General features: G+C 48.1%; 23 protein-coding genes and 1 riboswitch. Of the genes, 6 read left to right on the top strand and 17 right to left on the bottom strand.

What is annotated here, in order from left to right:
- Nucleotides 1-84 precede the first annotated feature (84 nt).
- Nucleotides 85-405, bottom strand: a complete 321-nt coding sequence (locus KG631_RS07015; protein ID WP_213997236.1) for a hypothetical protein — start codon at nt 403-405, stop codon at nt 85-87.
- 472 nt (nt 406-877) lie between these two features.
- Between KG631_RS07015 and KG631_RS07010 the strand changes: the two genes are divergently transcribed.
- Nucleotides 878-1,321 (top strand): SirB2 family protein, encoded by a 444-nt coding sequence (locus KG631_RS07010; protein ID WP_213997233.1) that lies wholly within the window; start codon nt 878-880, stop codon nt 1,319-1,321.
- A gap of 101 nt (nt 1,322-1,422) precedes the next feature.
- On the opposite strand, the gene KG631_RS07005 is transcribed toward KG631_RS07010, so the two are convergent.
- From KG631_RS07005 to KG631_RS06985, 5 genes are all read right to left on the bottom strand, one after another.
- Nucleotides 1,423-2,205 carry a hypothetical protein gene (locus KG631_RS07005; RefSeq protein ID WP_213997229.1) on the bottom strand — a complete coding sequence of 261 codons (783 nt, stop codon included), beginning with the start codon at nt 2,203-2,205 and terminating at the stop codon, nt 1,423-1,425.
- Between the two features lie 343 nt (nt 2,206-2,548).
- A complete protein-coding gene (locus tag KG631_RS07000) occupies nt 2,549-3,487 on the bottom strand; it encodes a hypothetical protein (protein ID WP_213997226.1) in 939 nt (312 codons plus the stop codon).
- Nucleotides 3,444-3,977 carry a hypothetical protein gene (locus tag KG631_RS06995; RefSeq protein ID WP_213997224.1) on the bottom strand — a complete coding sequence of 178 codons (534 nt, stop codon included), beginning with the start codon at nt 3,975-3,977 and terminating at the stop codon, nt 3,444-3,446. Before KG631_RS06995 ends, KG631_RS07000 begins: the two co-directional genes overlap by 44 nt.
- A gap of 36 nt (nt 3,978-4,013) precedes the next feature.
- Entirely contained in the window at nt 4,014-4,247 is a 234-nt protein-coding gene (locus KG631_RS06990) for a hypothetical protein (protein WP_213997221.1), read from the bottom strand.
- Nucleotides 4,248-4,932: 685 nt separating this feature from the next.
- Nucleotides 4,933-8,106, bottom strand: a complete 3,174-nt coding sequence (locus KG631_RS06985; RefSeq protein WP_213997219.1) for an amidohydrolase family protein — start codon at nt 8,104-8,106, stop codon at nt 4,933-4,935.
- Nucleotides 8,107-8,247: 141 nt separating this feature from the next.
- On the opposite strand from KG631_RS06985, the gene KG631_RS06980 reads away from it, so the two are divergent.
- Genes KG631_RS06980 through KG631_RS06970 form a run of 3 tightly spaced genes read left to right on the top strand, consistent with a single transcriptional unit; the run spans nt 8,248 to nt 10,682 of the window.
- Nucleotides 8,248-8,493, top strand: coding sequence for a DUF1289 domain-containing protein (locus KG631_RS06980; RefSeq protein WP_213997216.1), 246 nt, complete (start codon nt 8,248-8,250; stop codon nt 8,491-8,493).
- Between the two features lie 24 nt (nt 8,494-8,517).
- On the top strand, nt 8,518-9,075 hold the full coding sequence (locus tag KG631_RS06975; RefSeq protein WP_213997212.1) for an MgtC/SapB family protein: 558 nt from the start codon (nt 8,518-8,520) through the stop codon (nt 9,073-9,075).
- Between the two features lie 56 nt (nt 9,076-9,131).
- Entirely contained in the window at nt 9,132-10,682 is a 1,551-nt protein-coding gene (locus tag KG631_RS06970; RefSeq protein WP_213997211.1) for a cation:proton antiporter, read from the top strand.
- Between the two features lie 62 nt (nt 10,683-10,744).
- Here the strand turns inward: KG631_RS06970 and KG631_RS06965 are convergent, their stop codons facing one another.
- The 3 genes from KG631_RS06965 to glpK all read right to left on the bottom strand — a co-directional run bounded on the left by KG631_RS06965 (nt 10,745) and on the right by glpK (nt 13,581).
- On the bottom strand, nt 10,745-11,116 hold the full coding sequence (locus KG631_RS06965) for a DUF3718 domain-containing protein (RefSeq protein WP_213997208.1): 372 nt from the start codon (nt 11,114-11,116) through the stop codon (nt 10,745-10,747).
- A 113-nt stretch (nt 11,117-11,229) separates the two neighbouring features.
- Nucleotides 11,230-11,315, bottom strand: a riboswitch (cyclic di-GMP riboswitch).
- A gap of 88 nt (nt 11,316-11,403) precedes the next feature.
- A complete protein-coding gene (gene pcp, locus KG631_RS06960) occupies nt 11,404-12,039 on the bottom strand; it encodes a pyroglutamyl-peptidase I (protein ID WP_213997199.1) in 636 nt (211 codons plus the stop codon).
- Nucleotides 12,040-12,078: 39 nt separating this feature from the next.
- Nucleotides 12,079-13,581, bottom strand: a complete 1,503-nt coding sequence (glpK, locus tag KG631_RS06955) for a glycerol kinase GlpK (protein ID WP_213997197.1) — start codon at nt 13,579-13,581, stop codon at nt 12,079-12,081.
- A 79-nt stretch (nt 13,582-13,660) separates the two neighbouring features.
- Here glpK and KG631_RS06950 point away from each other — a divergent pair, with 79 nt between their 5' ends.
- Entirely contained in the window at nt 13,661-13,987 is a 327-nt protein-coding gene (locus KG631_RS06950; RefSeq protein ID WP_213997194.1) for a DUF1840 domain-containing protein, read from the top strand.
- Between the two features lie 9 nt (nt 13,988-13,996).
- On the opposite strand, the gene KG631_RS06945 is transcribed toward KG631_RS06950, so the two are convergent.
- The 7 genes from KG631_RS06945 to KG631_RS18820 are packed head-to-tail and all read right to left on the bottom strand — an operon-like array spanning nt 13,997 to nt 21,206.
- Entirely contained in the window at nt 13,997-15,358 is a 1,362-nt protein-coding gene (locus tag KG631_RS06945; protein ID WP_301003667.1) for an ATP-binding protein, read from the bottom strand.
- Complete coding sequence (locus KG631_RS06940; RefSeq protein WP_213997191.1) at nt 15,339-16,664, bottom strand: sigma-54 dependent transcriptional regulator; 1,326 nt, start codon at nt 16,662-16,664, stop codon at nt 15,339-15,341. Before KG631_RS06940 ends, KG631_RS06945 begins: the two co-directional genes overlap by 20 nt.
- Nucleotides 16,665-16,667: 3 nt before the next feature.
- Complete coding sequence (locus KG631_RS06935) at nt 16,668-17,852, bottom strand: FtsX-like permease family protein (RefSeq protein ID WP_213997189.1); 1,185 nt, start codon at nt 17,850-17,852, stop codon at nt 16,668-16,670.
- Nucleotides 17,853-17,864: 12 nt separating this feature from the next.
- On the bottom strand, nt 17,865-19,172 hold the full coding sequence (locus tag KG631_RS06930; protein WP_213997186.1) for an ABC transporter permease: 1,308 nt from the start codon (nt 19,170-19,172) through the stop codon (nt 17,865-17,867).
- 1 nt (nt 19,173) lies between these two features.
- On the bottom strand, nt 19,174-19,875 hold the full coding sequence (locus tag KG631_RS06925; RefSeq protein WP_213997181.1) for an ABC transporter ATP-binding protein: 702 nt from the start codon (nt 19,873-19,875) through the stop codon (nt 19,174-19,176).
- A gap of 58 nt (nt 19,876-19,933) precedes the next feature.
- The gene (locus KG631_RS18825; protein ID WP_365868366.1) at nt 19,934-20,698 is read right to left on the bottom strand and encodes an HlyD family efflux transporter periplasmic adaptor subunit; all 765 of its coding nucleotides are present in this window, start codon (nt 20,696-20,698) and stop codon (nt 19,934-19,936) included.
- Nucleotides 20,691-21,206, bottom strand: a complete 516-nt coding sequence (locus KG631_RS18820; RefSeq protein ID WP_301003666.1) for an HlyD family efflux transporter periplasmic adaptor subunit — start codon at nt 21,204-21,206, stop codon at nt 20,691-20,693. Before KG631_RS18820 ends, KG631_RS18825 begins: the two co-directional genes overlap by 8 nt.
- Before the next feature lie 227 nt (nt 21,207-21,433).
- On the opposite strand from KG631_RS18820, the gene KG631_RS06915 reads away from it, so the two are divergent.
- Nucleotides 21,434-22,372, top strand: a complete 939-nt coding sequence (locus tag KG631_RS06915) for a DUF3667 domain-containing protein (RefSeq protein ID WP_213997180.1) — start codon at nt 21,434-21,436, stop codon at nt 22,370-22,372.
- A 4-nt stretch (nt 22,373-22,376) separates the two neighbouring features.
- Here KG631_RS06915 and KG631_RS06910 read toward each other — a convergent pair whose 3' ends face one another.
- Nucleotides 22,377-22,724: a hypothetical protein gene (locus tag KG631_RS06910; protein ID WP_213997179.1), complete on the bottom strand. Its 348-nt coding sequence runs from the start codon at nt 22,722-22,724 to the stop codon at nt 22,377-22,379.
- Between the last annotated feature and the right edge of the window lie 50 nt (nt 22,725-22,774).

Raw genomic sequence — 22,774 nt, 5'->3', positions numbered from 1 at the left:
TTTGCTAATTGGCTGCCGCAGCGTAGCGTAGGCAGTCCAGTGGAGGCCACGTTTTTCGTGGCTGGAACGAAATTAAGCAGCTTGTTATATTTCATAAACTACTGACAAAATAAAGACCAAAACCAAGGTAAAAATTATTGAATATAGTGGCATTTTTCTAAGAACATAATTTCTTGCATCGCCTGGTCGGGTCATCCATGTTAATAACTTTGAGATGAATGAAATTTTCTTTCTCTCAACTTTGTCGCCTTTTGCGACTAAGTGGTACTTCTTACTTACGAACACGCCACCATACTTCTTTAAATCCGTTTCTAACTCGCGTTGCTCGTGATCAATTGCGGCTTTGTTATCGGCGATTACTTTTGTTATGCGCAGTAACACTTTGCCGTCATCGGTTTCCTTCATTGAGCATTCTACTGGGTTTGTCCTTTCATGAACGTACCTGAACCCACCCCTTGCCGACCGGTCAGATTGAAATAGGAATGTAAACATTATCGGCACTTCGCTTGTTTTAATGCTCTTCAATCAGTTGTACTCATGAACTCTCAAGAAATATAACAGCTTATTCAAAGGCTCTGCACCCGCAAGTTGCGGTCTGAATATCCTTTGAGTTTTTATAGTTACCCGAGTCTATTCTTGTACCTGAATGTAAATCAAGCATTTTATTGTTGTAGCAATTTTTGTTGCCGTAAAATGCGGGTTTAAAGCCCGCGAGTTGTTGATAAAAAACTCAGAACTGTCCACTGGCAGTTTACACAGTGATTGCAGCGTCGTTGGCGGAGTAGGGGCTGCAAAACGTTTATCGCGTTAACATCGTCAAACCAGAGATAAAGCGTTATATTGGCGGGCGAAAATAATAAACTCAGGGAAATACGCCATGTACATGATAATAAAACATACCCATCTGACCATAATTGCGCTGACGTTGGTGTTTTTTCTAATTAACTTTGCCTTAACGCTTAAGGGCTCTGACAAGGTTAACAACAAACTGCTGAAAATTGGCCCGCATATTTTATATACCTTGTTTATTGTTACCGCCATTTATCTGGTGATGGTGAATCCGTTGCAGCTGTATCCGTTTGTTAATGGCTGGGCGTCGTCTAAACTGGCTGGCTTTGTGCTTTATGTGCTGTCTATTACCCTGGCGCTGAAGTGGGCAAAAACAACCGTGTGGCGCTTTGTTGGTTTTATCAGCGCGCTGTTCTGGTTTGTAATGAGTGCCCGGCTGGCGTATGCTCACCGGCTGAAAGTTAAAGGCGCTGGCGATGATGTTAATGCTTATATTGACGCAGCGCAGTCGATGCTATTGGCTATAAGTTAGCCCGCATAACGGGCAAAAATACGTAGGCTATAACACCGAGCAAAGCGAGGGAGCCTAAGTATTTTGTCCCCAGTGAGCGCAGCGAATGGTCAATGCGTTTGTTATGTGCCGCGTGTACTAGCTATCTTATTGTGCATTTGTTGCAGCATTTGCTCGTTTTGCGCTAAGTATTTATCTAAATGCTTCAAGGTTACGACGTTAACCATGTACGTATTAGCTTTATAATTTGGTGATGCATAATGAAGCGCATATTGAAGTAAATTAACCTGCTCTGTCATGATTTCTTGATTTTCGTTTAGGTAACACTCAAATAATGGGCCATCCACGACAACTAATGGTTCATACATTACAATGTCTGTTGACGTGTCACTGTATATTTCTCTATGTTTTTCGGCTTGACGGTATGACTCAAGGGTAGCTTTAGCTGAGCTAATAAAAGAACCAAAAATAGTTGCTGTATCGTGGCTAAAAGCGACTTGACTGGTTCTACCTAAACGAGGAAGTTGGTAGCAAGGATGATACTTGTCAAAAATCCCATCTGAGAATTTTTGTGGCGCTTTGTTTGTGTGACTTAATATACATGTAAAACCCTTTTCAAAAAATCTTGCTCTTTCTGATGTAAATATAACCCAAGGTTTTACTGATTTTTTGATTTCAACTGACAGCATGGTCCAACAGAAAATTTCAGGCTTGGTTTTACTTCCTCCAATCATTTTGTAAGCACTTGCATCAATTTCACGGCCTTTGTTTTCATCTTGGTCAATAAAGTACGTATTTCCCGAAAAATTCCAGTTTCGTTTCCGAAAAATTGACTCGCTTACTAGCTCTGAAGGAAAGCCGGACTTTAGTGCGTCTGTTTCCACTTTTTTAGTTAACTCAGTCATTTATTTCCTTGGGCACATAACGCATAGTACCAGCTGTCGGACTGATGCTGTTTGTTAAATGGTAGGCATTGCAGGCTACTGAGCTTAGGCTTATGCACTAGTGCCACTCATAAAGTATACAGCGACGATAACCAATACTAATATGACGGCCCCCCGACTTACCAGAGAATCCGCTTTCCTCTTGCGGCCAGACTTTGTTGTTGGTATGCCAGTCTTAGTCGAAATACTCCGCTTCATGTTACTCTTTGCTTTCTTCAAAGGGCTCATATTGCCTACTCCTTAAGACATATAACGCTGCAATCACCCGCTTGTCGGGTGGATTGCTTTGATAAGCTATTTAATCTCAAATTTTAATAATACTGATTTTGTTGCCATCAACTTTCCATGTGATTTTATTTTCTGTTGTTAATATGTAAATTGGGACTTGGTGCAACAAACTGAGAAAGACATGAACAGCGTTTGGTGTAGGTTCAACGATATGACTTAAAGTTAACGCTGCTACTCCTTCTGTCTTTTGCAAAACAATACACGATTTCGAAAGGGGGGTATTCTCCAAAATTTCTTCTCCAGACTCATTAATAATTAATCTGTAGTTGCCTCCAGCCATAACTTCTCCATGTTTGACTGACCCCGCCAAGAGATAAACGATGTTGTAATTGTTTTCCTCGTCATTAAATTTTATAACGGCGGTATTATACTTATCCGCGCATGGTTTAAATTCGCTTTTTAACGCAGTTTGCCTTGCTTTAAACATGAATAGCTGGCTAGGAGTGAGTTCAAATCCCTCAAGATGAGCCTGGTACGTTTTTTCAAGAACCCTACCTGATTGGGTTGCTACTTGATATAAGCCTTTAAATTCGCCCTCAATGTCACCTACGAAAGTCACAATCATTCTACCGCTAGTCATTTCTTTATCGGCATGTTCGGTTACCCAGCCACGAAGTCGTTTATCTCGCCCTAGAACGCCATTATCAGATAAAAAATCAGTGACAACCCAAGCTGCAATATCCTGCATGTAAATTTCTGCACCAAACATTTCAGCCTTTGCTACAGCGATTTGGAGATCTTCGGGGATAGTATTCATTATTCTATAAGGGTCATGAATATCTGTGTTTTCTTCAACCAGCGCGGTTTTAGTACACCCAATTAATATCAATAAAGTGACTATTATTATGCATTTAGACATATCTATATTCTCAAAAATATATAGCGTTTTCCGATGATTTAATTTGTTAGGTTTATTTGGCAACAATATCAACTTGATATGTCCTGTTAAAATCATTTATAGCGCCACTTCCAATATTATTTTCACTGTCTGAGCAAAAATTACTCTTGGTGCATTCTATTGTTGTAACGGAGCTTATGTCTTGCACCCCTCTAAATGAAAAGATACTTGTACAAGATGTTGGTTCTTTGCCAGCTGAATTTACACACAAAAAGGCCATTACTGGTTTCCAATTACAAAATGTATTCGGTTCTAATTCTTGTAACGGTAATCGAACTGAATATGTCGATCCTTTTATATCAGGGTAGTAGTCAAATTCGAACTGCTGAGCAATACGTTTTCCTAATGCCAGATGGTAGGTTGTACACTGATTTAACTCAGTGGTTGTTCGATATTCAACCTTGAATTTGTATGAAAAGCTTCTGTCGACACCACCTGTGATATCAATAAATTTTTCGTCCGGAGCTCTCGATTCAACAAAACCTCCTAATGACGAGCAACCTACCAAAAAAAATGTAATTATCGCTAATTTTATAATGTGGCACATAGTAAACGACCTGCCGTTTGTTAAACGCACATGCGTTCATTTAAACTTTCTTACCCATTCTGTATTATCTATGTCCCAATGATGACCAGCTTTCTCAGCCATCAGACAATACTCAGTTTTATCACTCTCGGACAACCAGTCTGGTGTAGTTTCAAAGGCACAAAATTTAGGATGCAAGGTGTCAATCTGTTTTTTCGATTCAGCATCTACCAAAAACCATATGCCACCAGTTCCGTAGTCACAACAAACTAGAAACGTCCTTTTACTCATAAATCCTCATTGCGTATAACGCCTCAGGCATGGAACTTTGCGAGTGTTTTGGCCACAGGCCAGCGAGTAAAATACCAACTGACTCAGCTTGTCAGGTGCAATACCCAGGTTATGTCCCGCTGTGCTGATTGTATTTTTCCAATATCATTTCTAGCAGCCACGAAACTACAACATAGAAAGGTATATATAGTAACCCGCCAAGAATTAAACCTTGCATAAAATTCTGATAACTTTCATATGGCAAACAAAAGTAACCTATGAATAACAACCCAAAAAGTAAGTTAAACGCAGCCTTAGTTCTTGTCTGAATTTTAGTCAACTGCCATATGTTACGAAGCCAAAATACAAAAGGGATCGGTATTAAAAATATAAGAATTTCAGTACCCATAACAACCTAACAGCTTATCCAAAGGATCTGTACCCGCAAGTTGCAGGCGGGACTTCCTCTGCGTTTTTATAGTTGTCTGAGTCTATTCTTGTACCCGAATGTAAAGCAAGCATTTTATTGTTGTAGCAATTTTTGTTGCGGTAATGAACAGGATTAAAACCCGCGAGTTGCGGGTAGAAAACGCATAGACGTTTACTGTTTGTTTAATCAATCTGCTGGGTAGGGCGCGGGAAGTCTGAATTAAACTAAAAAAAAGCCCCTGCGGTGGCAGAGGCTTTTTATTGTGGTTAAAAACGGTTACTTGGGTTCAAACTCAAAAGGCTGGCGCTGACGTTCGCGCAGGCCAATTTCATTCATACTTTCGGCATCAAACAGCCGGCCATTGACCATGGTGTAAATAACCTTGTCACTGACCCGGATATCTGCAAGCGGGTTCCCGTCGATAACAATTAAATCAGCCAGTTTGCCGGGTTCAATCGTGCCTAACTGATGATCCATGCCAAAGGTTTTAGCCGGGTTAATGGTGGCGGTTTTCAGCGCTTCCAGCGGGCTCATGCCGCCCTGGGCAAACATCCAAATCTCCCAGTGGGCACCTAAGCCTTCACGCTGGCCATGGGCACCGATATTGGCAGTCACCCCGACGTTCTGTAACTCTTTGGCCGTTTTAACCACTTCAAAATGGTTGTAGTGGTGCTCGGGTGCCGTAGGGCGGCGCATACTGCGCGGCGCTAGCACGTCCATCGGTACATATTTGCTAAGCCGGGGGTGTTTCCACACTTCGGTTTTATCGTACCAGTAGTTCTCGCCCCAAATACCGCCATAAGCTACGTTAAGGGTAGGGGTGTAAGCGGTGCCGCTGGCTTGCCATAACTGCTTAATATCGTCATATACTTTTGCCGCTGGCAGGGCATGTTCAATGGTGGTGTGGCCATCGACTATCATCGATAAGTTATGCTGCATAAGCGAGCCACCTTCCGGTACTACCATCATACCCAGCTCGCGGGCAGCCTGAATAACCTGCTGACGCTGGTTGCGCCGTGGCTGATTGTAGCTTTTGACACTAAAGGCGCCGACTTTCTGCAAGCGCTCCAGGTGGAATTTAGCATCGTCCAGACTGTCGATATGCGAAGTATAACCGGCGCCCTCAGCCCCGTATAAAATGGTACCGGTAGAGAAGATCCGCGGCCCGACAATTTTGCCAGCCTGCTGCATTTCACTGGCAGCGAATATTTCCCGGGTATCATTTGACGGGTCGTGAATACTGGTAACGCCAAAGGTTAAACCGGCGTAGTTCTGCCAGTTTTGCTGCGGGGTAATTTGCTGATTGCCCTGGCTGCCATGCGCATGGGCATCAAATAACCCCGGCATAATGGTTTTACCAGTGATATCAAACACCTTAGCATTACTGGGTACTGCCACATCGGCACGGCTGCCGACAGCAACAATTTTATTGTTTTCAACCACAACCACGCCATTTTCAATGACTTCGTCACCTTTCATGCTAAGTACCCGGCCACCAACAAAGGCAACCACGCCACGCGGGATATCAGCCTGGAATTTAAAGCCAAGGTTGATACCGTTTTCAGCCTTAAAAGCTTCGCTGTCTGCACTGTGCTCAAACAAACCATTAATGCTGGCATGATACAACTCGGGGCCTAAGGTCCAGTACAGGTTACGGCTGTCGCCACTCCAGCTGATATACTCACCGGCGCGCACAGATAACTGTTTTACCGGTAACTGTTTATCGTTGCCGCTGATATCAATCGCCCGGCCGCGCTCAATAAAGGGCGTGACAAACACTTTAAAGCGGTCAGCAAACGCCAGGTATTTACCGTCCGGGGAGAGTTTGAACTCAGTACCAAACTTGGCGGTATATAAAGTTTGCTGGGTTTGCTTGGTTAAATCGATGCTGATAAAGCTTGGCGAGCTGCCATAGTCCATGGCATACACTTTATCATTGCTGGCACCAAACATGGGGGCGCGGCCATTGCGGGCCAGCAGCTCGCTGTCGCCACCGCGGCTGCTGATTTTATACAGGCCGGTATTTAATGACCACTGCCGTGGCAAAATGCGCCCGGCACCGATTTTCCGGTACACCACGGTTTTGCCATCGGGGCTTAAGGTCGGCTCAATGTATTTACCCGGCTCGTTGGTCAGCTTGGTTATCCGGCCGTTTCGCAGGTTTAACAGATTGACCGCGCCCTGGCTTTGGTCGTTCCAGCTGACATAAACCAGTTGTTTACCGTCGCGGGAAAACTCAGGGTAAAACTCAAAATCGGTGGTTTGCTTGGTTAGCCTGCGCGGTTTCGGATCGGCTAAATCGGTAATATATAAGTGGCCCAGCGCAGTAAATACCGCTTGTTTGCCATTGGGTGACACTTTGACAAAGCGCAGCATTTTCACGTCAACGTCGGTTTTGTCCAGGTCCTGCGTTACCCGCAGCGCAGTTTGAATTTCTTTACTGGCGTTTACCTCAAACGGTACTGTTGCTACCTGTTTGCTGGCGATAGTTAACCGCTTAATTTCACCGCCGGCCCAGAACAGCAAAGACTTATTGTCCGGGGTCCAGCTCAGGGTAGGGTAGACGCCATGGATAGCCCAGGTTTCCTGCATGTCGCGGTCCAGGCCATCATACAGTTTAATATGTTCGCCACTGCTTAAATCATATAAAAACAGTGTGCTTTGGAAGTCGACCCGGCGAATATAGGCCAGATATTTACCGTCTGGTGACGGTGTTGGCCGGATGGCGCCACCGGCACCCCCAATCAGCTCGTCAATTTTACCGGTTTCCCGCTCAAAGCGTTTAATAACATAAATGCCGGCTTCTGAGTCTTTGCTGTAATGGAAGGTTTTACCCGGGGTATCGTCCTGCGAGAAGTAAATGTACTTGCCGTCTTTGGAAAAAGCCGGCTCGCCTAAATCTTTCTGATCATTTGGCCGTTCGGTTAACATAACGCCGTTGCCGCCACTAATATGATACTGCCACACTTCACCGGCGCCCAGGGATCGGCTGGCCGTAAAGTGCTTGCGGGCAACAATAAATTGGCCATCCGGGCTCCAGGCCGGGCTATTGAGTAAGCGGAAGGTTTCGTTGGTCACCGCGCGGGGTTCACTACCATCAGCATTCATCAACCAGATGTTGTCACCACCATCGCGATCACTGGTAAAAGCAATGGTTTTACCATCGGGGCTGAATACCGGTTGCATATTCCAGGCAATATCATTAGTCAGGGCCGTGGCTTTGCCACCACTAACCGGCATAGTGTAAATATCACCCAATAAATCAAAGGCCAGGGTTTTACCGTCTGGGCTGACGGTAATATTCATCCAGCTGCCTTGCTGCACATTAATATCAACAGTTTCAAACTGGCCCTGCGGGGCGTTTACATCCCAGCTTGGCTTTTTATCTTCTGCCTGCAAGGTAAAGCCGGCGATGGCCAGTGCCAGCAAACAGGGTTTAAATGTGGTCATTGGTAGGTTCCCGTGGCGGTTTTAGTTATAGTTAGCATTTTGAACGTTTTCAAAAGTAAGTCAGATTGGCACAAAGTGTCTGCAATGTTAAGTGTGAGCGATTAACAATACGACCAAAGTGCCCAAGGAGCCGACAAAATTATGCCTGAATCACCCTGTGTGGCATGCTGCCGTTTAAACAGTGAAAAGATGTGTGTTGGCTGTTATCGCCACATTACCGAAATTGTTGACTGGAATAAGCGGTCAGAAGCCGAAAATTACGCTATATTACAAAAGCTTGCTAAACGTAAGTTACAAGCAGAGCAGGGTGGTAGTGACACCGGGCCTACTACGGCCATTACCCAGGCCGAGTGGCAGGCTGCCAAAGCCGCAGCGCGCTTAGCATAGCGCAATATTATTCAGGGGAGCATTATGCCGGATTGGCAAAGTATGGTGGCAATTGATCCGCTGGGCTGGCAGGAGCTGTTAACGGCACTGGCCTGCGGCTTTATTATTGGCCTGGAGCGACAATTGCGGGGCAAGCCCGCCGGGATCCGCACCTCTATCCTGATTGTGATGGGGACCTATGTGTTTATTGCCGCCTCGATGTCGGTTAATTCAGAAATGACCGATCCGTCGCGGATCATTGGCCAGGTGATTACCGGGGTTGGTTTTCTGGGCGCCGGGGTGATGTTAAGCCGCGACGGCATGGTACTTGGCGTCACATCTGCCGCCACCATCTGGGTGCTGGCCTCAATTGGGGTTTGTATTGGCATCGGTCAGGATTTAGTGGCCATTAAGTTATCGATACTGGTGGTGCTGGTACTGGTAGGTATTGGTATTCTGGAAAGCTCGTCGTCGGCGTTACGTCGTGGGGTACATCGTACTTATAATGAATGGCTGCAACGGGCCAATGGTGGCAGTCTGTTTGGTAGGCGCAAAGATGATACAGCCGCGCTGGGCCGGGCCGATATTGATGATCCACATTAATACAACATATTTAGTTTCAGTTACTCTCTACCCATTAAGAACAACAAGGACAACCAATGCTTGAAGCTGTTTGGATAGGATTTGCCTTTTCACTGGGTTTGCTGGTGAGGCTAATTGGTTTACCGCCATTAATCGGCTACCTGCTGGCGGGGTTTGTGATATCAGCTACTGCCAGTGAAATGAGCCTGCCGGCGGAGGGGCCGTCTATTATTCATCATGTGGCGCATTTGGGCGTGTTGCTACTGTTGTTTACGGTGGGGTTAAAGCTGAATGTCCGTAGTCTGGCCAAGGCTGAGGTGCTGGGTGGCGGTACTTTACACTTTGGTTTATCTATCCTGTTAACCCTGCCGGCGGTATTGTTGATTTTTGAGGTCAGTTGGTATCAGGCGCTGATGCTGGCAATTGCCTTGGCGTTTTCCAGTACCGTACTGGCAGCCAAGGTGCTGGAAAGTAAACGGGAACTGCGGGCGTTTCATGGCCGGGTGGCAATAGGCATTCTGATTGTCCAGGATTTACTGGCGCTGCTGGTAATGAGTGTCGCCAGTGGTACTGTGCCATCGGCCTGGGCCTTGCTGGTATTTGGCTTACCGTTACTGCGGCCGATGCTTTATAAGCTGTTGGATGCCAGTGGCCATGAAGATCTATTGATATTGTTTGGATTAATGTTAGCCCTGGTAGTGGGGGGGCAGGGTTTTGAGCTGGTCGGGCTAAGCTCAGAGCTCGGTGCGCTGGTCTTTGGCGCCATGCTGGCGAAGCATCCGCGGGCCGGTGAGCTATCCAAGTCGTTGTGGAGCATTAAAGAGTTTTTTCTGGTTGGGTTCTTTTTACAAATTGGTATAGATGGCCTGCCGGATGCCAATGCCTGGTTATTCGCGGGGGTAATGACCCTTCTTCTGCCACTGAAAGCCCTGCTGTTTTTCTTATTGCTGGTGCTGTTTAAATTGCGGGCCCGCAGTGCCTTTCTGGCCAGCCTTAGCTTAACAAATTACAGTGAGTTTGGTCTGATTGTCGCCAGCGTAGTGTTGCCAGAATGGCTGGTGCCGCTGGCGTTAACGGTGGCGATATCCTTTGTGATCTCGGCGCCGTTAAATCGTTTAGCGCACCCGTTGTACGACCGCTTATGTAACCGGCTGCTGAAGTTTGAGCGCAATATTCACCACCCGGATGAGCAACCGGTATCGTTAGGAGATGCTGACGTATTGATAATGGGCATGGGGCGCACCGGTACGGCAGCCTATAACTACTTAAAAGCCAGCCGCAAGATTATTGCGATGGACTCGGATCCTGCTAAGGTCAGTGATCATCAGCGCCAGGGTATTAATATATTCTATGCCGATGCTGAAGATCAGGTGTTCTGGCAGGGGCTGGACTACGGCAAGGTAGAGGCAGTTATTCTGAGTATGAACGATGTGGAAGCCAAGGTGATCGCCGCGAAAAAGTTACGGGCATCGGGTTTTCAGGGCTTTATTGTCTCGCACAGTATGCATAATGACGAAGCGCGGGACATTATTGCTGCAGGCGCTGACCAAACCTATTTAACCATGTCAGAGGCAGGGGTGGGTATTGCCGAGCATGTGAAACAACATTGCTTTGGCATAAAAGCCTGAGCCGGAAATAATAAAGGCGCCGGAGAGGGCGCCTTCATTGAAACTTTTAGCAATTAGCTGGTTTAGCTGGCGCTACGATCTCTAATAGCATTAATTACCGGTGACTCACCAAAACCGTTGCTTTGCGCCCACTCAACATCACCTGAGGCAGCAACCACACTACCAGGTAACTGCTTTAACATAAACTCGGCAGTTTCATTGGCATTGTGCTTAATGGCATGACGCACTAATGGTAAACCGTCGCACACCACACCACTGTAAACAGCAGATAAACGCAGACGATTGTCGCTTAATACTTTACGCAGGTTATTCCGACTGTCGGCGGCAACGTAAGAGCAAATAGACAGGGCTAATTGATCGTTGGCGGCAACAGGAGTGCTTACAAAAGAGGTGGCAGCGATAACAGCGGCTAAAGCGATAATTTTGGTTTTCATATTCAAGCTCCGAATTGAGTCAGTTCACGATCATTGTTAGCAACCGGGGTTGCGGTACACGAAAGGTCATGCGTTTAACTCTGGACGAAACAGAATAAAACATCGCAATGTGCGACGGCAGCCCAGCTATCATGGGGTTTCCCCGTTAGACCTGAAGCTTTGCGTGATCACCTTTTCAGATGACTTGCCTTTCGAATCCGCGCATCATAAGGAATGCTTAAAATTTATGCAAGCGTTAAATGCTAAAAAAATATTTTCATAGCAAACTCAATAACCTGAGAAATCGATTAGGCCATCAGCTGATCTGCTTGTTGCTGCAAACTGACCTCTATGCAAATTTTCAGCGCGGTTATCTGAGTTGCAAGTTCCATACTCGGGCTGCCAGGCTTGAGCAGTACCTGTTCAGGCAGGTAAGGCAAATGGATAAAACCACCCCTCATGCTGACATACTGGTTTTTAATCAGGTGCATCAGGCCATAAAAGCTGTGGTTACAGACAAAACTACCGGCAGATAACGACAACTGGGCCGGAATATTTTGCAGATGCAAAGCCTGTAACATGGCGTTGAGGGGGAGATTGCTAAAGTAGGCGGCAGGACCGTGTGATGCGGTCAGGCAGTTACGCGGTTGCTGGCCTGCGTTATCGGCAATATTGGCATCAATAAAATTGCTGGCGATTTTTTCCAGCATCAGCTGGCTGCAGCCCGCTGCCTGACCGAGCATAATCACGACCACCGGCTTAAGTTGATTAACAGCTTGCTCCACAGTAAGCAGGCTTTGTTTAAAAACGCAGGGTAGTTTTACTGCCGTAACCTCAACCTCATCATCAAGCTGCCAACCCTGCAGCGCACTGGCTACCTGCCAGGATGGATTAACGGATTCGCCGGCAAAGGGCTCAAACCCGGTGATTAGTACCTTTGCCATTTTGCTACCTCTGCGATAATTATTGTTTAGGCACTACTACTATAGCTGCTGCTTCAGTAGGGCAGCAACTGCTGTTTGCCAGCGTTGATATAATGTTGTTTGCTCTGCACTGCTTATTTGTGGTTTGTGTTGCTGGTCTGCTTGCCACAACGCGCTGATAGCTGAAATATCGGGGTAATACCCCAGGCTGACTGCGGCTAAAAAGCCTGCACCGTAGACAGTAGCATCGGTGGTATTGCAGCGCTGCACCGGTTGCTGACATAAATCGGCCAGCGCCTGCAAAAACCAGCCATTGTTGGTCATGCCACCATCTACCCGTAGCTGTGCGACCGCAATACCATCCTGGCGCATCGCATCTAGTAAGTCAGCACTCTGGTAAGCCACGGCGCACAGGGCAGCAGCGGCCAACTGCGCTTTGCCGGTGTCCCGGGTCATACCAAACAGCGCGGCTTTTGCCTCCGGCTGCCAGTAGGGCGCCCCCATGCCAGTAAAAGCCGGGATTAACAATTCAGTTTGCTGGTAGCTGCTCTGGCTGGCCAGCGCTTCAGTGTCACTGGCCTGACTTATAATGCCCAGTTTATCGCGCAGCCACTGCACGGTGGCACCGGCCATAAAAATACTGCCTTCCAGCGCGTAAGTGGCTTTACCATTAAGTTGCCAGGCCAGGGTAGATAACAGCTGGTTGTTGCTGCGGATAATCTGATCGCCGGTATTAACCACCGCAAAGCAGCCAGTGCCATAGGTGCTTTTTAACATACCTGGGCTGATACAGGCCTGGCCCAGCAGTGCCGCCTGTTGATCACCCAATATCGCCATGATGGGTATCGTTGCACCCAGAACGTCTACCGTGCTGGTGCCAAACAAGCCGGCACTGTCTTTTACTGCGGGCAGCAGGTTTGCCGGAATATTAAATAGTTGTAGCAGTTCCGGGTCCCAGGTCAGGCTGTTAAGATTGAACAGCGCAGTGCGGCTGGCGTTACTGGCATCGGTAGCATGCACCTTGCCAGCGGTCAGCCGCCATAAAATATAACTGTCAACGTTACCAAAACACAGCTTTCCGGCGTTGGCATTGGCACGTGCGTCCGGAATATTGTCCAGTAGCCAGCCTATTTTACTGGCTGAAAAATACGGGTCGGCCCGTAGTCCGGTTTTCTGGTTTATTGTTGCTTCTGCACCCTGTTGTTGTAATTGCCGGCAAAACGCTGCAGTACGCCGGTCTTGCCAGACAATGGCATTGGCGATGGGTTTACCGCTGCCTTTTTCCCACAGAATAGTGGTTTCTCGCTGGTTGCTGATGGCAATAGCGGCGATATTGCTGATGCTGAGGCCGGCGCGGCTAACCGCCTGGGCAATACAATTTAACACGCTTTGCCAGATTTGCTCAGGGTCCTGCTCGACCCAGCCAGGCTTAGGATAGACTATTGACAGCTCTTGCTGCGCACTGGCTATCTGCTGCATCCGCTGGTCAAAAATAACGGCCCGGCTGGACGTAGTGCCCTGGTCAATCGCCAGAATATAACAAGCGTTATTGCTGGTTGTCATAATAATACTGCAAAGTAGGTTATGCTTGCTGTCAGAGTAGCAGCAAATACTGGGACAATACTATTAATGGAGCAATACTATGGTTACCTTTAAAAGCAAAGCGGGCAGAAATGTCGATTACCACACCAATGTCGGGCTGCAATTACTGAAAATGATGGGCCGGGATACCAAACTGCCAAGCGCTATGTTTGCGGATGATGTGCCAGAAGCGTTAGCCAGGTTACAGCAGGCATTAGCCAAAATGGCTGAAGATGAAGCACCTGAAGCGGAGCAGACTACAACAAAAAAGAATGACCACGAGGATGAAGACAAACCCGAGCAGGTAAGCCTCAAGGTCAGGGCTGAGCCACTGCTGAAATTACTGCACAAAGCCCAGGAAGCCAATGTCGGGCTGATGTGGGAGTAACTTGCCGAATCAACGGGCTGGCAAGGTAACGGTTACCTGCAGGCCGCAGATCCTGCTATCAGCAATTTGCCGGCTTATGTTGTATAGACTGAGACTGCCCCCATGCGCTTCAGCAATGTCACGGCAGAGGGTCAGGCCAATACCAGAACCCTGAGGTTTGCTACTGTAAAAGGGCACCAGTGCCTGTTGCAGTACATCGGCGGCGATACCCCCACCGCCGTCGGAAACCTGCAACTGTAATTCATTGCCAAATTCAATACAGCATAAACTGATATGCTCTATGGCCGAGCCGCTTTCATGGGCATTTTTCAGCACGTTCAGCAATAGTTGCGCAAGTTGCTGCGGATCGGCCTGCCAGTCACGTTTGGGTAAGTCACCCAGTAATTCAAACTCAAAGTGATCCTGTAACTGGTTAATCAGGCGCGGCCAGTTAACGACGCTCAGCTGCGGGGGCGGTAATTTAGCAAAATTAATGTAAGCCTGCACAAACTGATTTAAATGCAGGCTGCGTTCACTTATGGTATCAAACAGTCGGCTTAATTCGTGTTGCTGCAGCTGGGCAGCCATTTGGCGTCCAGAAAAGGCCAATGATGATAGCGGGGCCAGGGTGTTATTCAGTTCATGGCCAATGACCCGTAGCAGTTTTTTCCAGGCGTTCAGCTCTTCCCGTTGGATCTCCCGGCTAAGCGGTTTCAGCAGATAAAGCCAATGTTGCTGCTGATTTAACTGAAACTGGCTTACCGATAAATGCCATACCGCCTGGCCGGTATTGTCCAGCCGGATTAAACCTTGTTGCTGGTGCTGCAGTGCCTGCTGCAGCGGGGCAGCAATATCAGTCAGAGCGGACAATTTACTGCCAGTAAATTTTTTATTGTTATTTAGCAACTGGCAGGCAGCCGGGTTACACATCAGGACAGTGTCAGCGTGGTTTGTCAGAACAAGCGCACTAGGGCTGCTTTGCAGCACAGTATCGAGCAGCAGTTCCCGCTGATACAAACTGGCACGTTCTGCGCGTAACTGTGCTGACATTGCATGTAAACTCTCGGCCAGCGTGCTCAGTTCGTTAATGTTCAGCTGATTTGCATTGGTATTAAAGCTGCCGTCCTGTAAGTTCTGGGCATGCAGATTAAGCGCCAGAATTTCCTGATACAGAGGCTTGAGTGTCCAGTTAATCAGCAACCACAACCCCACACCGCCAGCAGCAACGCTAATGCCTGAGCCTAAACTGAGCAGGTTAAAGTGCACCAGCCCGGCCAGGCTGAGAACCGTTAGTGTCAGACAGAGTAACGCCAGCCGGCTGCGGCTACTCAACCGCACCGTAAAGCGTTGCCGCATCGCGGCAGCTGCCGGCTCAGGGCGTGGCGATGCCATAAAACTCCATACGCCGATATAAGGCCTGGCGGCTGATGCCTAATTGTTTTGCCGCCCGCGACACGACACCGCCGGCTTGCAACAATGCTTGTTCTAATTGCGGCCGGTCGATATCTTCCAGTGAGCGTTTAGCAGGCGACCCCGTATCAGGCAGCCCCAGTTCACTAGCTTGAATTTCCACATCGGCACTTAACAATAGCGCCCGCTGACAGACATTTTGCAGTTCACGCACGTTGCCAGGCCAGGAATAACTGAGTAACCGTTGCTCGGCAGCTTTACTTAAGGTTTTTTTGCCTGCCAGAAAGTAGCGGGCCAGCACCGGAATATCGTCAGGTCGTTCGCGCAGTGCCGGCAGCTGTAATTGCACCACGTTTATCCGGTAATATAAGTCCTGCCGGAATTCGCCCCGGCTTATTGCTGCGGTTAAATCACTGTTGGTCGCGCTGATCAGCCGGACATCGGTTTTACGGGTTTGGCTGGAACCTAAGCGTTCAAATTCGCCGGTTTGTAACACCCGTAACAATTTGGCCTGGCCTGCCGGCGATAAATTGCCAATTTCATCCAGAAACAGGCTGCCGCCGTCTGCTGCTTCAAAGCGGCCAATGCGGGTTTTCTGAGCGCCACTATAGGCACCGGCTTCAGCGCCAAACAGTTCGGCTTCGATTAACTCTGCTGGCAGGGCGCCCATATTCACTTTAATAAAGGGCTTGTTGTAACGTGGTGAGTTGGCATGCAGCACATTGGCAATGCCTTCTTTGCCAGCGCCATTGGGGCCGGTAATTAATACCGCAGCACTGGCCGGCGCCAATTGCAGTGTCATTTGCAACAATTGCTGCATTTCACTGCTGGCAAACACCATATTACATAAATCTTTACCGGCAAAGGCAGCCAGACGTTCGCGCTCAGTACGTTGTTGTTGGCTGGCAAGTTGTTTTAACTTCAGAGCGTTAGTTACCGTCAATAGTAGCCGCTGATCATCCCATGGCTTGGCGATATAGTCGGTTGCACCAGCTTTTACCAACTCTACTACCATATCCAGCTGGGTCCAGGCGGTCATTAATACGATTGGCAAATCGGGGTATTGCTGACGTAACTGATAAAACAGCGCCTTGCCCTGATCGCCATGCATTTGCCCGGCGCTGAAATTCATATCCTGCAGAATTAAGTCAATATCTTGGCTGGCCAGCAATTGCCAGGCCTGGTCTGGCGTGCTGGCGCAATGTACCTGATAACCCTGCAGCGCAAACAGCGTTTGCAGGGCCTGACAGATAGGCTGATTATCATCGATAACTAATAATTTCAGCATAGTTTATAACGCTTTAGTGGCAGTGGCCGGCGATACCCGGGTAGCAATGGCCGCAGGATACCATGTTGCCGCAGTGACACAAAATAGTAGCACCAGTGCGCCTGCAATCGGTAACCATAACGGCAGTGCTGGTAAGGAAATAACGCTGGCCAGTTGCTGCTGCAGCAAATAGCTGGCCAATAATCCCAATGTGGCGCCTATGCCGGTGGTCAGCCAGCTTTCACTAAGTACCTCCAGTAAAATACGCCGCTTGCTGGCGCCTAGCGCCCGTTTTATGCCAATTTCGTTCTGTTGTTGCACGCCATGGAATAACGCATGGCTGTAGGCTGAAATCATCGCAACTAATAACATCAGACCACTTAGTACCGACAACAAAATAGCCAGGCCGCGCTCCTGCTCAAAGACATCGCGGTGCAGCTGGCGCAGACTGACGACCTGCTGGATATCAATTTCCGGCTCAACCTGGCGCAGACTGCCGTTAATCTGTTGCCGTACAGCGTCAACCGCCTGAGATTCTACTTGCAGGATTAAACGATAACCATAGTCGGCACGGCTTAAGTCGCGGTTAAAGAACAGGCCATAATACTGATCACTGGCAAAACGTTGGTACATCATATCTGCAACGACACCCACCACTGTGCCTGCTGATATCTGCTGGCCTAACGCAAGGTGACTATGCCCGAATAACCGGATTGCGAGTTTTTCTGTCAGTACTATATTATCGGTATTTTTATCTTCAGCAGATAACCAGCGGCCATGCAGCAGGGTCATTTGTAAAGCATCAAACAATTCGGCTTCCGCATAATTATAGGGTACCGCATCTATGCTGCTGGTGTCAGGCTGGTCCGGTACAAAGACATCACCATTCATACCGCCAAACATTAATGGTGTCTGGTTAGTGAATGCGGCATAACGGACTCCGTTTATTTTGCGCAATTCTGCTAACTGGCGCTCTATAAGTTCACCAAGTGCCGGATGCACTATCAGGTTCTCATCCGTGGGTTTCAGTTCTATTGCCAATGTTGTTTCCAGTTGCAGGCCGGTAGGCTGATTACTTAAGGTGTAAGCTTGCTGGCTGAGTAATATGCTGTTGCTCACCAAGGCAAGTGTCAGGGTCAGTTGAATCAGCAACAGGGTGGTAATCACTTTTCGTTGCAGCAAAGATTTAAACAGTAGTGTCAGGCTCATGATAGTTTCCTGTTATTTAAGCTGGCGGTTTAAGCTGCCGAATGAAGCACGGATTGCTGGGTACAGGCTGACGATGTAACTGGCGGCAAGTGCGGTGGCGGCCATGGCCACCAGCATTGCCGGGCTCCAGCTGGTAAGGTTTCGGGTTGCCGGTAATAAATGGTTAATCAACGCCATGGCGACCATCGCTACTGTCAGTGAAAGCAGCAAGGCAATAAAGGCGTTAACAGTAACGTCGGCCAGGATAAGTTGCTGCAACCGGCCGCGACTGGCGCCAAGTGCCCGGCGCAGGCCAAACTCATACTGGCTGGCCAGATAGCGATTTAGCGATAAGTGGCTGGCGTTAAATAAACACACCAGTAAAAATAACAGTGACACCAGCGCGAAAGCATCTAATTGGCGGTTGCGGGCATTAAAGTGTTCGGTAATATCGAGAATATTAGTCAAACGATTACCCTCAGGTCTGGGGTGACGGCCGGCTTCTTTTTCGCTCTGCACCAGTTGTTGCATAAACTGCTGGTAGGCGCTGACCTGGTCAGCTGTATCAAGTTGCACCCAGAACTGTGCCTGGAAAAAATCACCTTCGCGGCCATTAACGGCAAAATTTTCACTGTAATTGCGGCTGTCTCGCGACATGGTTGTGGTATTTGACTTAATTCCTAAATCATAGGCTGTTTCCCATGGCAGATAAATATCAGCTGACTGGGCGCTGTTTAAACCATTAGCGACGTCATACAGCCTTGGCAGCATGGTCCAGGTATCCAGCACACCGGTTATGGTGTACAGTTCGTTACCAAGTTGCAGGGCTTCGCCGACCACATTTGTCCGGCCAAAAAATCGTTCAGCACTGGCTTTACTTAAAATCAGCTCGCGCCTGGCACTGTTATCTGCCCAGCGGTCACCATGTAAAAAAGGCACGTCAAACAGCGTAAAAAAGTCCCGTTGGGTGATCCGTAACGCTACCGGAGTTGGACTTTGCTGAGTATTTTCGGGCAAACGGGCATAGCCGGCCGACTGAAACATGGCTGCCTGAGCACTTGGAATGCCACTGCTGCTAAGTTTTTGCACATCCTGATAGCTCAGTGCCCGCAGTGGCTCGGTACAGCTATCACAAGGTTGCAGGGTGGCATTTATTTGCGGATAAAACAGCGTCTGGCTCTTATGTGGCAGTGGATCATGATTAAGCCAGTAGTACAGCGTAGCATTTGAGAAAAACATACCCAAACCCAGGCTTAAAATTAATACGGTTAACATATAGGGCACCGGCGCGCGTTTAATATTGCGCAGGGCCAGAGCAAATGCATGCAGCAGATTATCCATCTCAGGCTCCTTGCACTGCGGCCAGCGGTTGATAAAGGGTACTGTCGTGGAGCTGACCATCAATAATCTGAATATGGCGGCCGGCGCGGCGCGCCTGATCCGGGTCATGCGTTACCATTAAAATGGTGCAACCGCGCTGGTTAATTTGCTCCAGCAGCTCCATCACCTGGCGTGCCATCAATGAGTCAAGATTTCCTGTAGGTTCGTCAGCCAGCAGAATTCGCGGCTCACCGGCAATGGCCCGGGCAATGGCGACCCGTTGCTGCTGTCCGCCTGATAACTGGCCGGGCAGGTAGTCGCGTCGGGCATGTAAGCCGACTAACTCCAACGCCTGTTCAATCCGTTGCTTGCGGGCAGCCGCCTTCAGTCCACGGTAACGCAAAGGCAGCTCGATATTGTCAAAAATGCTGAAGTCTTTTATTAGATTAAAGCTTTGAAATATAAAACCAATTTTCTCGTTGCGCAGCTTTGAAAGCGCAGAATCAGACAAACCTTTAACCGACTTGCCATCAAGCAGGTAATCGCCACTGTCGAAGCCTTCCAACGTGCCAAGAATATTTAACAGGGTTGACTTACCCGAGCCGGACGGGCCGGTCAGTGCCGCAAACTCGCCTTCATTTACCTGCAGGTTCACATCGCGCAGGGCGTGGGTTTCAATCAGCTCAGTACGGAATATTTTGCTTAAATGAGTTAGTGTTATCATCAGTTGTCCTTTTTCATAAACTTGGTTGTAATTAGTCTGGTTTTGGATCAGTGGCGGCTCAGTTCAGGTTTACCCGGCTTTGGTCCTGAAAATCATTCAGGTTCGAGATCACCCATTGTTCGCCTTCAGCCGCACCACTTAAAATTTCTACCCATTGCACTGACAGCGCACCAAGCTCCACGTTTTTACGCACAGCCTGATTATCCAACACCTGATAAGCCTGCCGGCCACCACCGGAGCTGACAAAATCACCGCGGGCAATTTTCAGCACATTGGTTTTATGCTCCAGGATCACCCGGGCCGTCAGACGCTGGCTCTGGCGAAGCGCCAGCGTATCGGCTTGTTCAAAGCGCACCCGGGCGCTGACCTGATTATTGCGAACTTCTGGTGCGATATGGCTGATAACGCCATTAAGTTGTTGGTTTGCTATGACAATTTCTACCTGCTGGTTGGCTAACAAATCGCGGGCATAACTTTCCGGGACCGCAAGTTCTGCTTCATATTGGCTAAGATCAATGACGGTTAATAAGGCCTGACCGGGCAGCACATGGCTTTGTTGCTCGACCAGCCAGTTGCCTAGTTGGCCGGTTACCGGCGCGGTGATATTCAGCGCCGCCACTTTGCGTTCAAGTTCATTGACGACCAGTTGCTGGCGATGAATATTCTGAGCGCGTGAACTTTGTTCAAAAGCCAGTTTGTCCCGGGCTAGTTCTACTTTGCGTTTGGCATGGTCAAATTCCAGTTCCGCTTTGGTCAGATTATCTTTGGCGATATCGAAATCGAGCCTGCGGATCACCCCAAGCTCGATAGACTGGCTACGCACGTTGCAATTCGCGCCGGGCAGCCAGTAAATTCACCTGAGCGTTATTCAGTACCTGCTCAATATCCAGTTGTTGCTCGCGGGCACTTAATACCGCCCGTTCTGCTTCTGATGTCATACCTGAGAGCATGGCTTGTTGTTGCTGTAAATCATTTTGCAGCGCCGGGCTGGTAATAGTGGCAACAATATCGCCCTGATTAACCGCTTCACCAGGTTGTTTAAACAGCTGCACCTGGCCGGTTTCCTGGCTGTATAGGGTAGGGGCGTTGGCGGCAACAATCCGGCCCTGTACCGCAATATCCCGAACCAAATCACCACGCTGTACAGTGGCGAACTGTAACGTATTGCGTGCGACCACCATGCTGGCACCGTTATTTGCCATAGTTTTAAATAACGCCAGGCTTAGCATAATGACAATAGTTAAAATGGCGACCGTGGGAAGGAATCGGCGCAGCCGGCTTCTGGCCGGACGTTGCATAATCTTATCTTGTAGTTCAGTGCCCTGGATCATTTTCTGCCCTTGTTGTGCTGATTTTACGCTCTACAGATAATGCTTAGCAGCTTTAATGCCAACTGTTATGTTATTGATTTTTAAGTATATAAAATTTATATACTGATTGTGAAAACTGTCCGCGGACAAAAAAAGTGTCCGCAATAATTTTGCGGACAACTGTTGCTAAAACAGTTGCTTAACGTAGAATCAGAGAGGGTCAGACAGTAATAATAAGTGAGTCAGGGATGGACACAGCGGCACAGCAATATTGTGATAACTGTCACAGCGCTTTGCAGGGTGAGTTTTGTCATCACTGCGGCCAGGAAAAGAAAAGCTATATCCGTAATGTCAGCGGCGTTGTTACCGAGTTTTTTGGTGAGTTCAGCAACTGGGATACCCGGCTATGGCGCACATTAATTCCACTTTGGTTCCGGCCTGGCTTCCTGAGTCGCCGTTATGTTAATGGTCATCGGGTCCCTTATGTGCCACCGTTGCGCTTGTATCTGTTTACCTCAATTATCGCCTTTCTGATTTTTGCCAGACTGTTGCCTGACACATCGGCTGATGTCAGCCCGCCTGACAATGTGCTCGTCCAGCCAGCAGCTGATGCTACGCCTGATAGCAACAATCTGGCCGATATAGGGGCTGAAATCAGGAAAAACGTCCAGCAAAGTAGACAAAGATCGCCTTCCGGGGTCAAAGTATCCTTTTTATCTGAGGAGGGACAACAAGAGTTTAACGCCAAACTTGACGCTATTATCGCCAACCCCAAACTGGCGATAAATAAGTTTTTTAGTCTGGCTCCGCAGATGATGTTTTTGCTGCTACCGCTTTTTGCCTTATTGCTAAAACTGATGTACATCCGCTCCAATCGCTACTATATGGAACATTTAATCGTAGCCTTACATAGCCATAGCTTTATTTTGCAAATGTCGGTTATCTATCTGGGGCTTGGTTTGTTGCAAAACAGCATAGGCTGGAACTGGCTGGCAGCAATTGTCGGCTGGCTGGAAACGGTGGCATTCTGGTGGATCCCGGTTTATTTATTGCTATGCCAGAAGTTCTACTATCAACAGAGCTGGGGCAAGACACTGCTGAAATTCTGGTTAACCAGTTCTCTTTATAACATCCTGTTTATCAGCGCCGTACTGACATTGATCGTGTTAAGTATCCTCTGGGCTTAACCTGTTACTGACGAGGTTGCGGTTTTACTTTGCATTGCAGTAATTTTTTTTTGAACTCGTTTATCCGCTGCTGGTTACCAGCTGCAGTGTCGCCCAGCATTTGCTCGAAGATTGTAAAATTCTGCTCGATATAATCCAGCTCACAGCTGCATTCTGCTTTAATGTCCACGCTGCTGTAGCCTTTACTATGCAATACTTCGACACAGCGTTTTAAGTAACCGTCCAGTACCGCGGTTTTAAATTCAGGGGTGTTGCTGTCAGATTGTGCTGCCGCCGCTTGTAAATCAGCTATTGGCAGGTTGATGATAAAAACGACAACCCAGGCCCTGACTAGCAAACCTTTAATATTCATAAGTGTATTGCGCTCTTTTTTAAAACGTTAACCATACCGGATTGGCGGGA

This window comes from Arsukibacterium sp., assembly GCF_018402695.1.
Classification (GTDB): Bacteria; Pseudomonadota; Gammaproteobacteria; order Enterobacterales; family Alteromonadaceae; genus Alishewanella.
The sequence above is the reverse complement of the archived record's forward strand: the minus strand, read 5'-3'. Positions and strand labels throughout refer to the sequence as shown.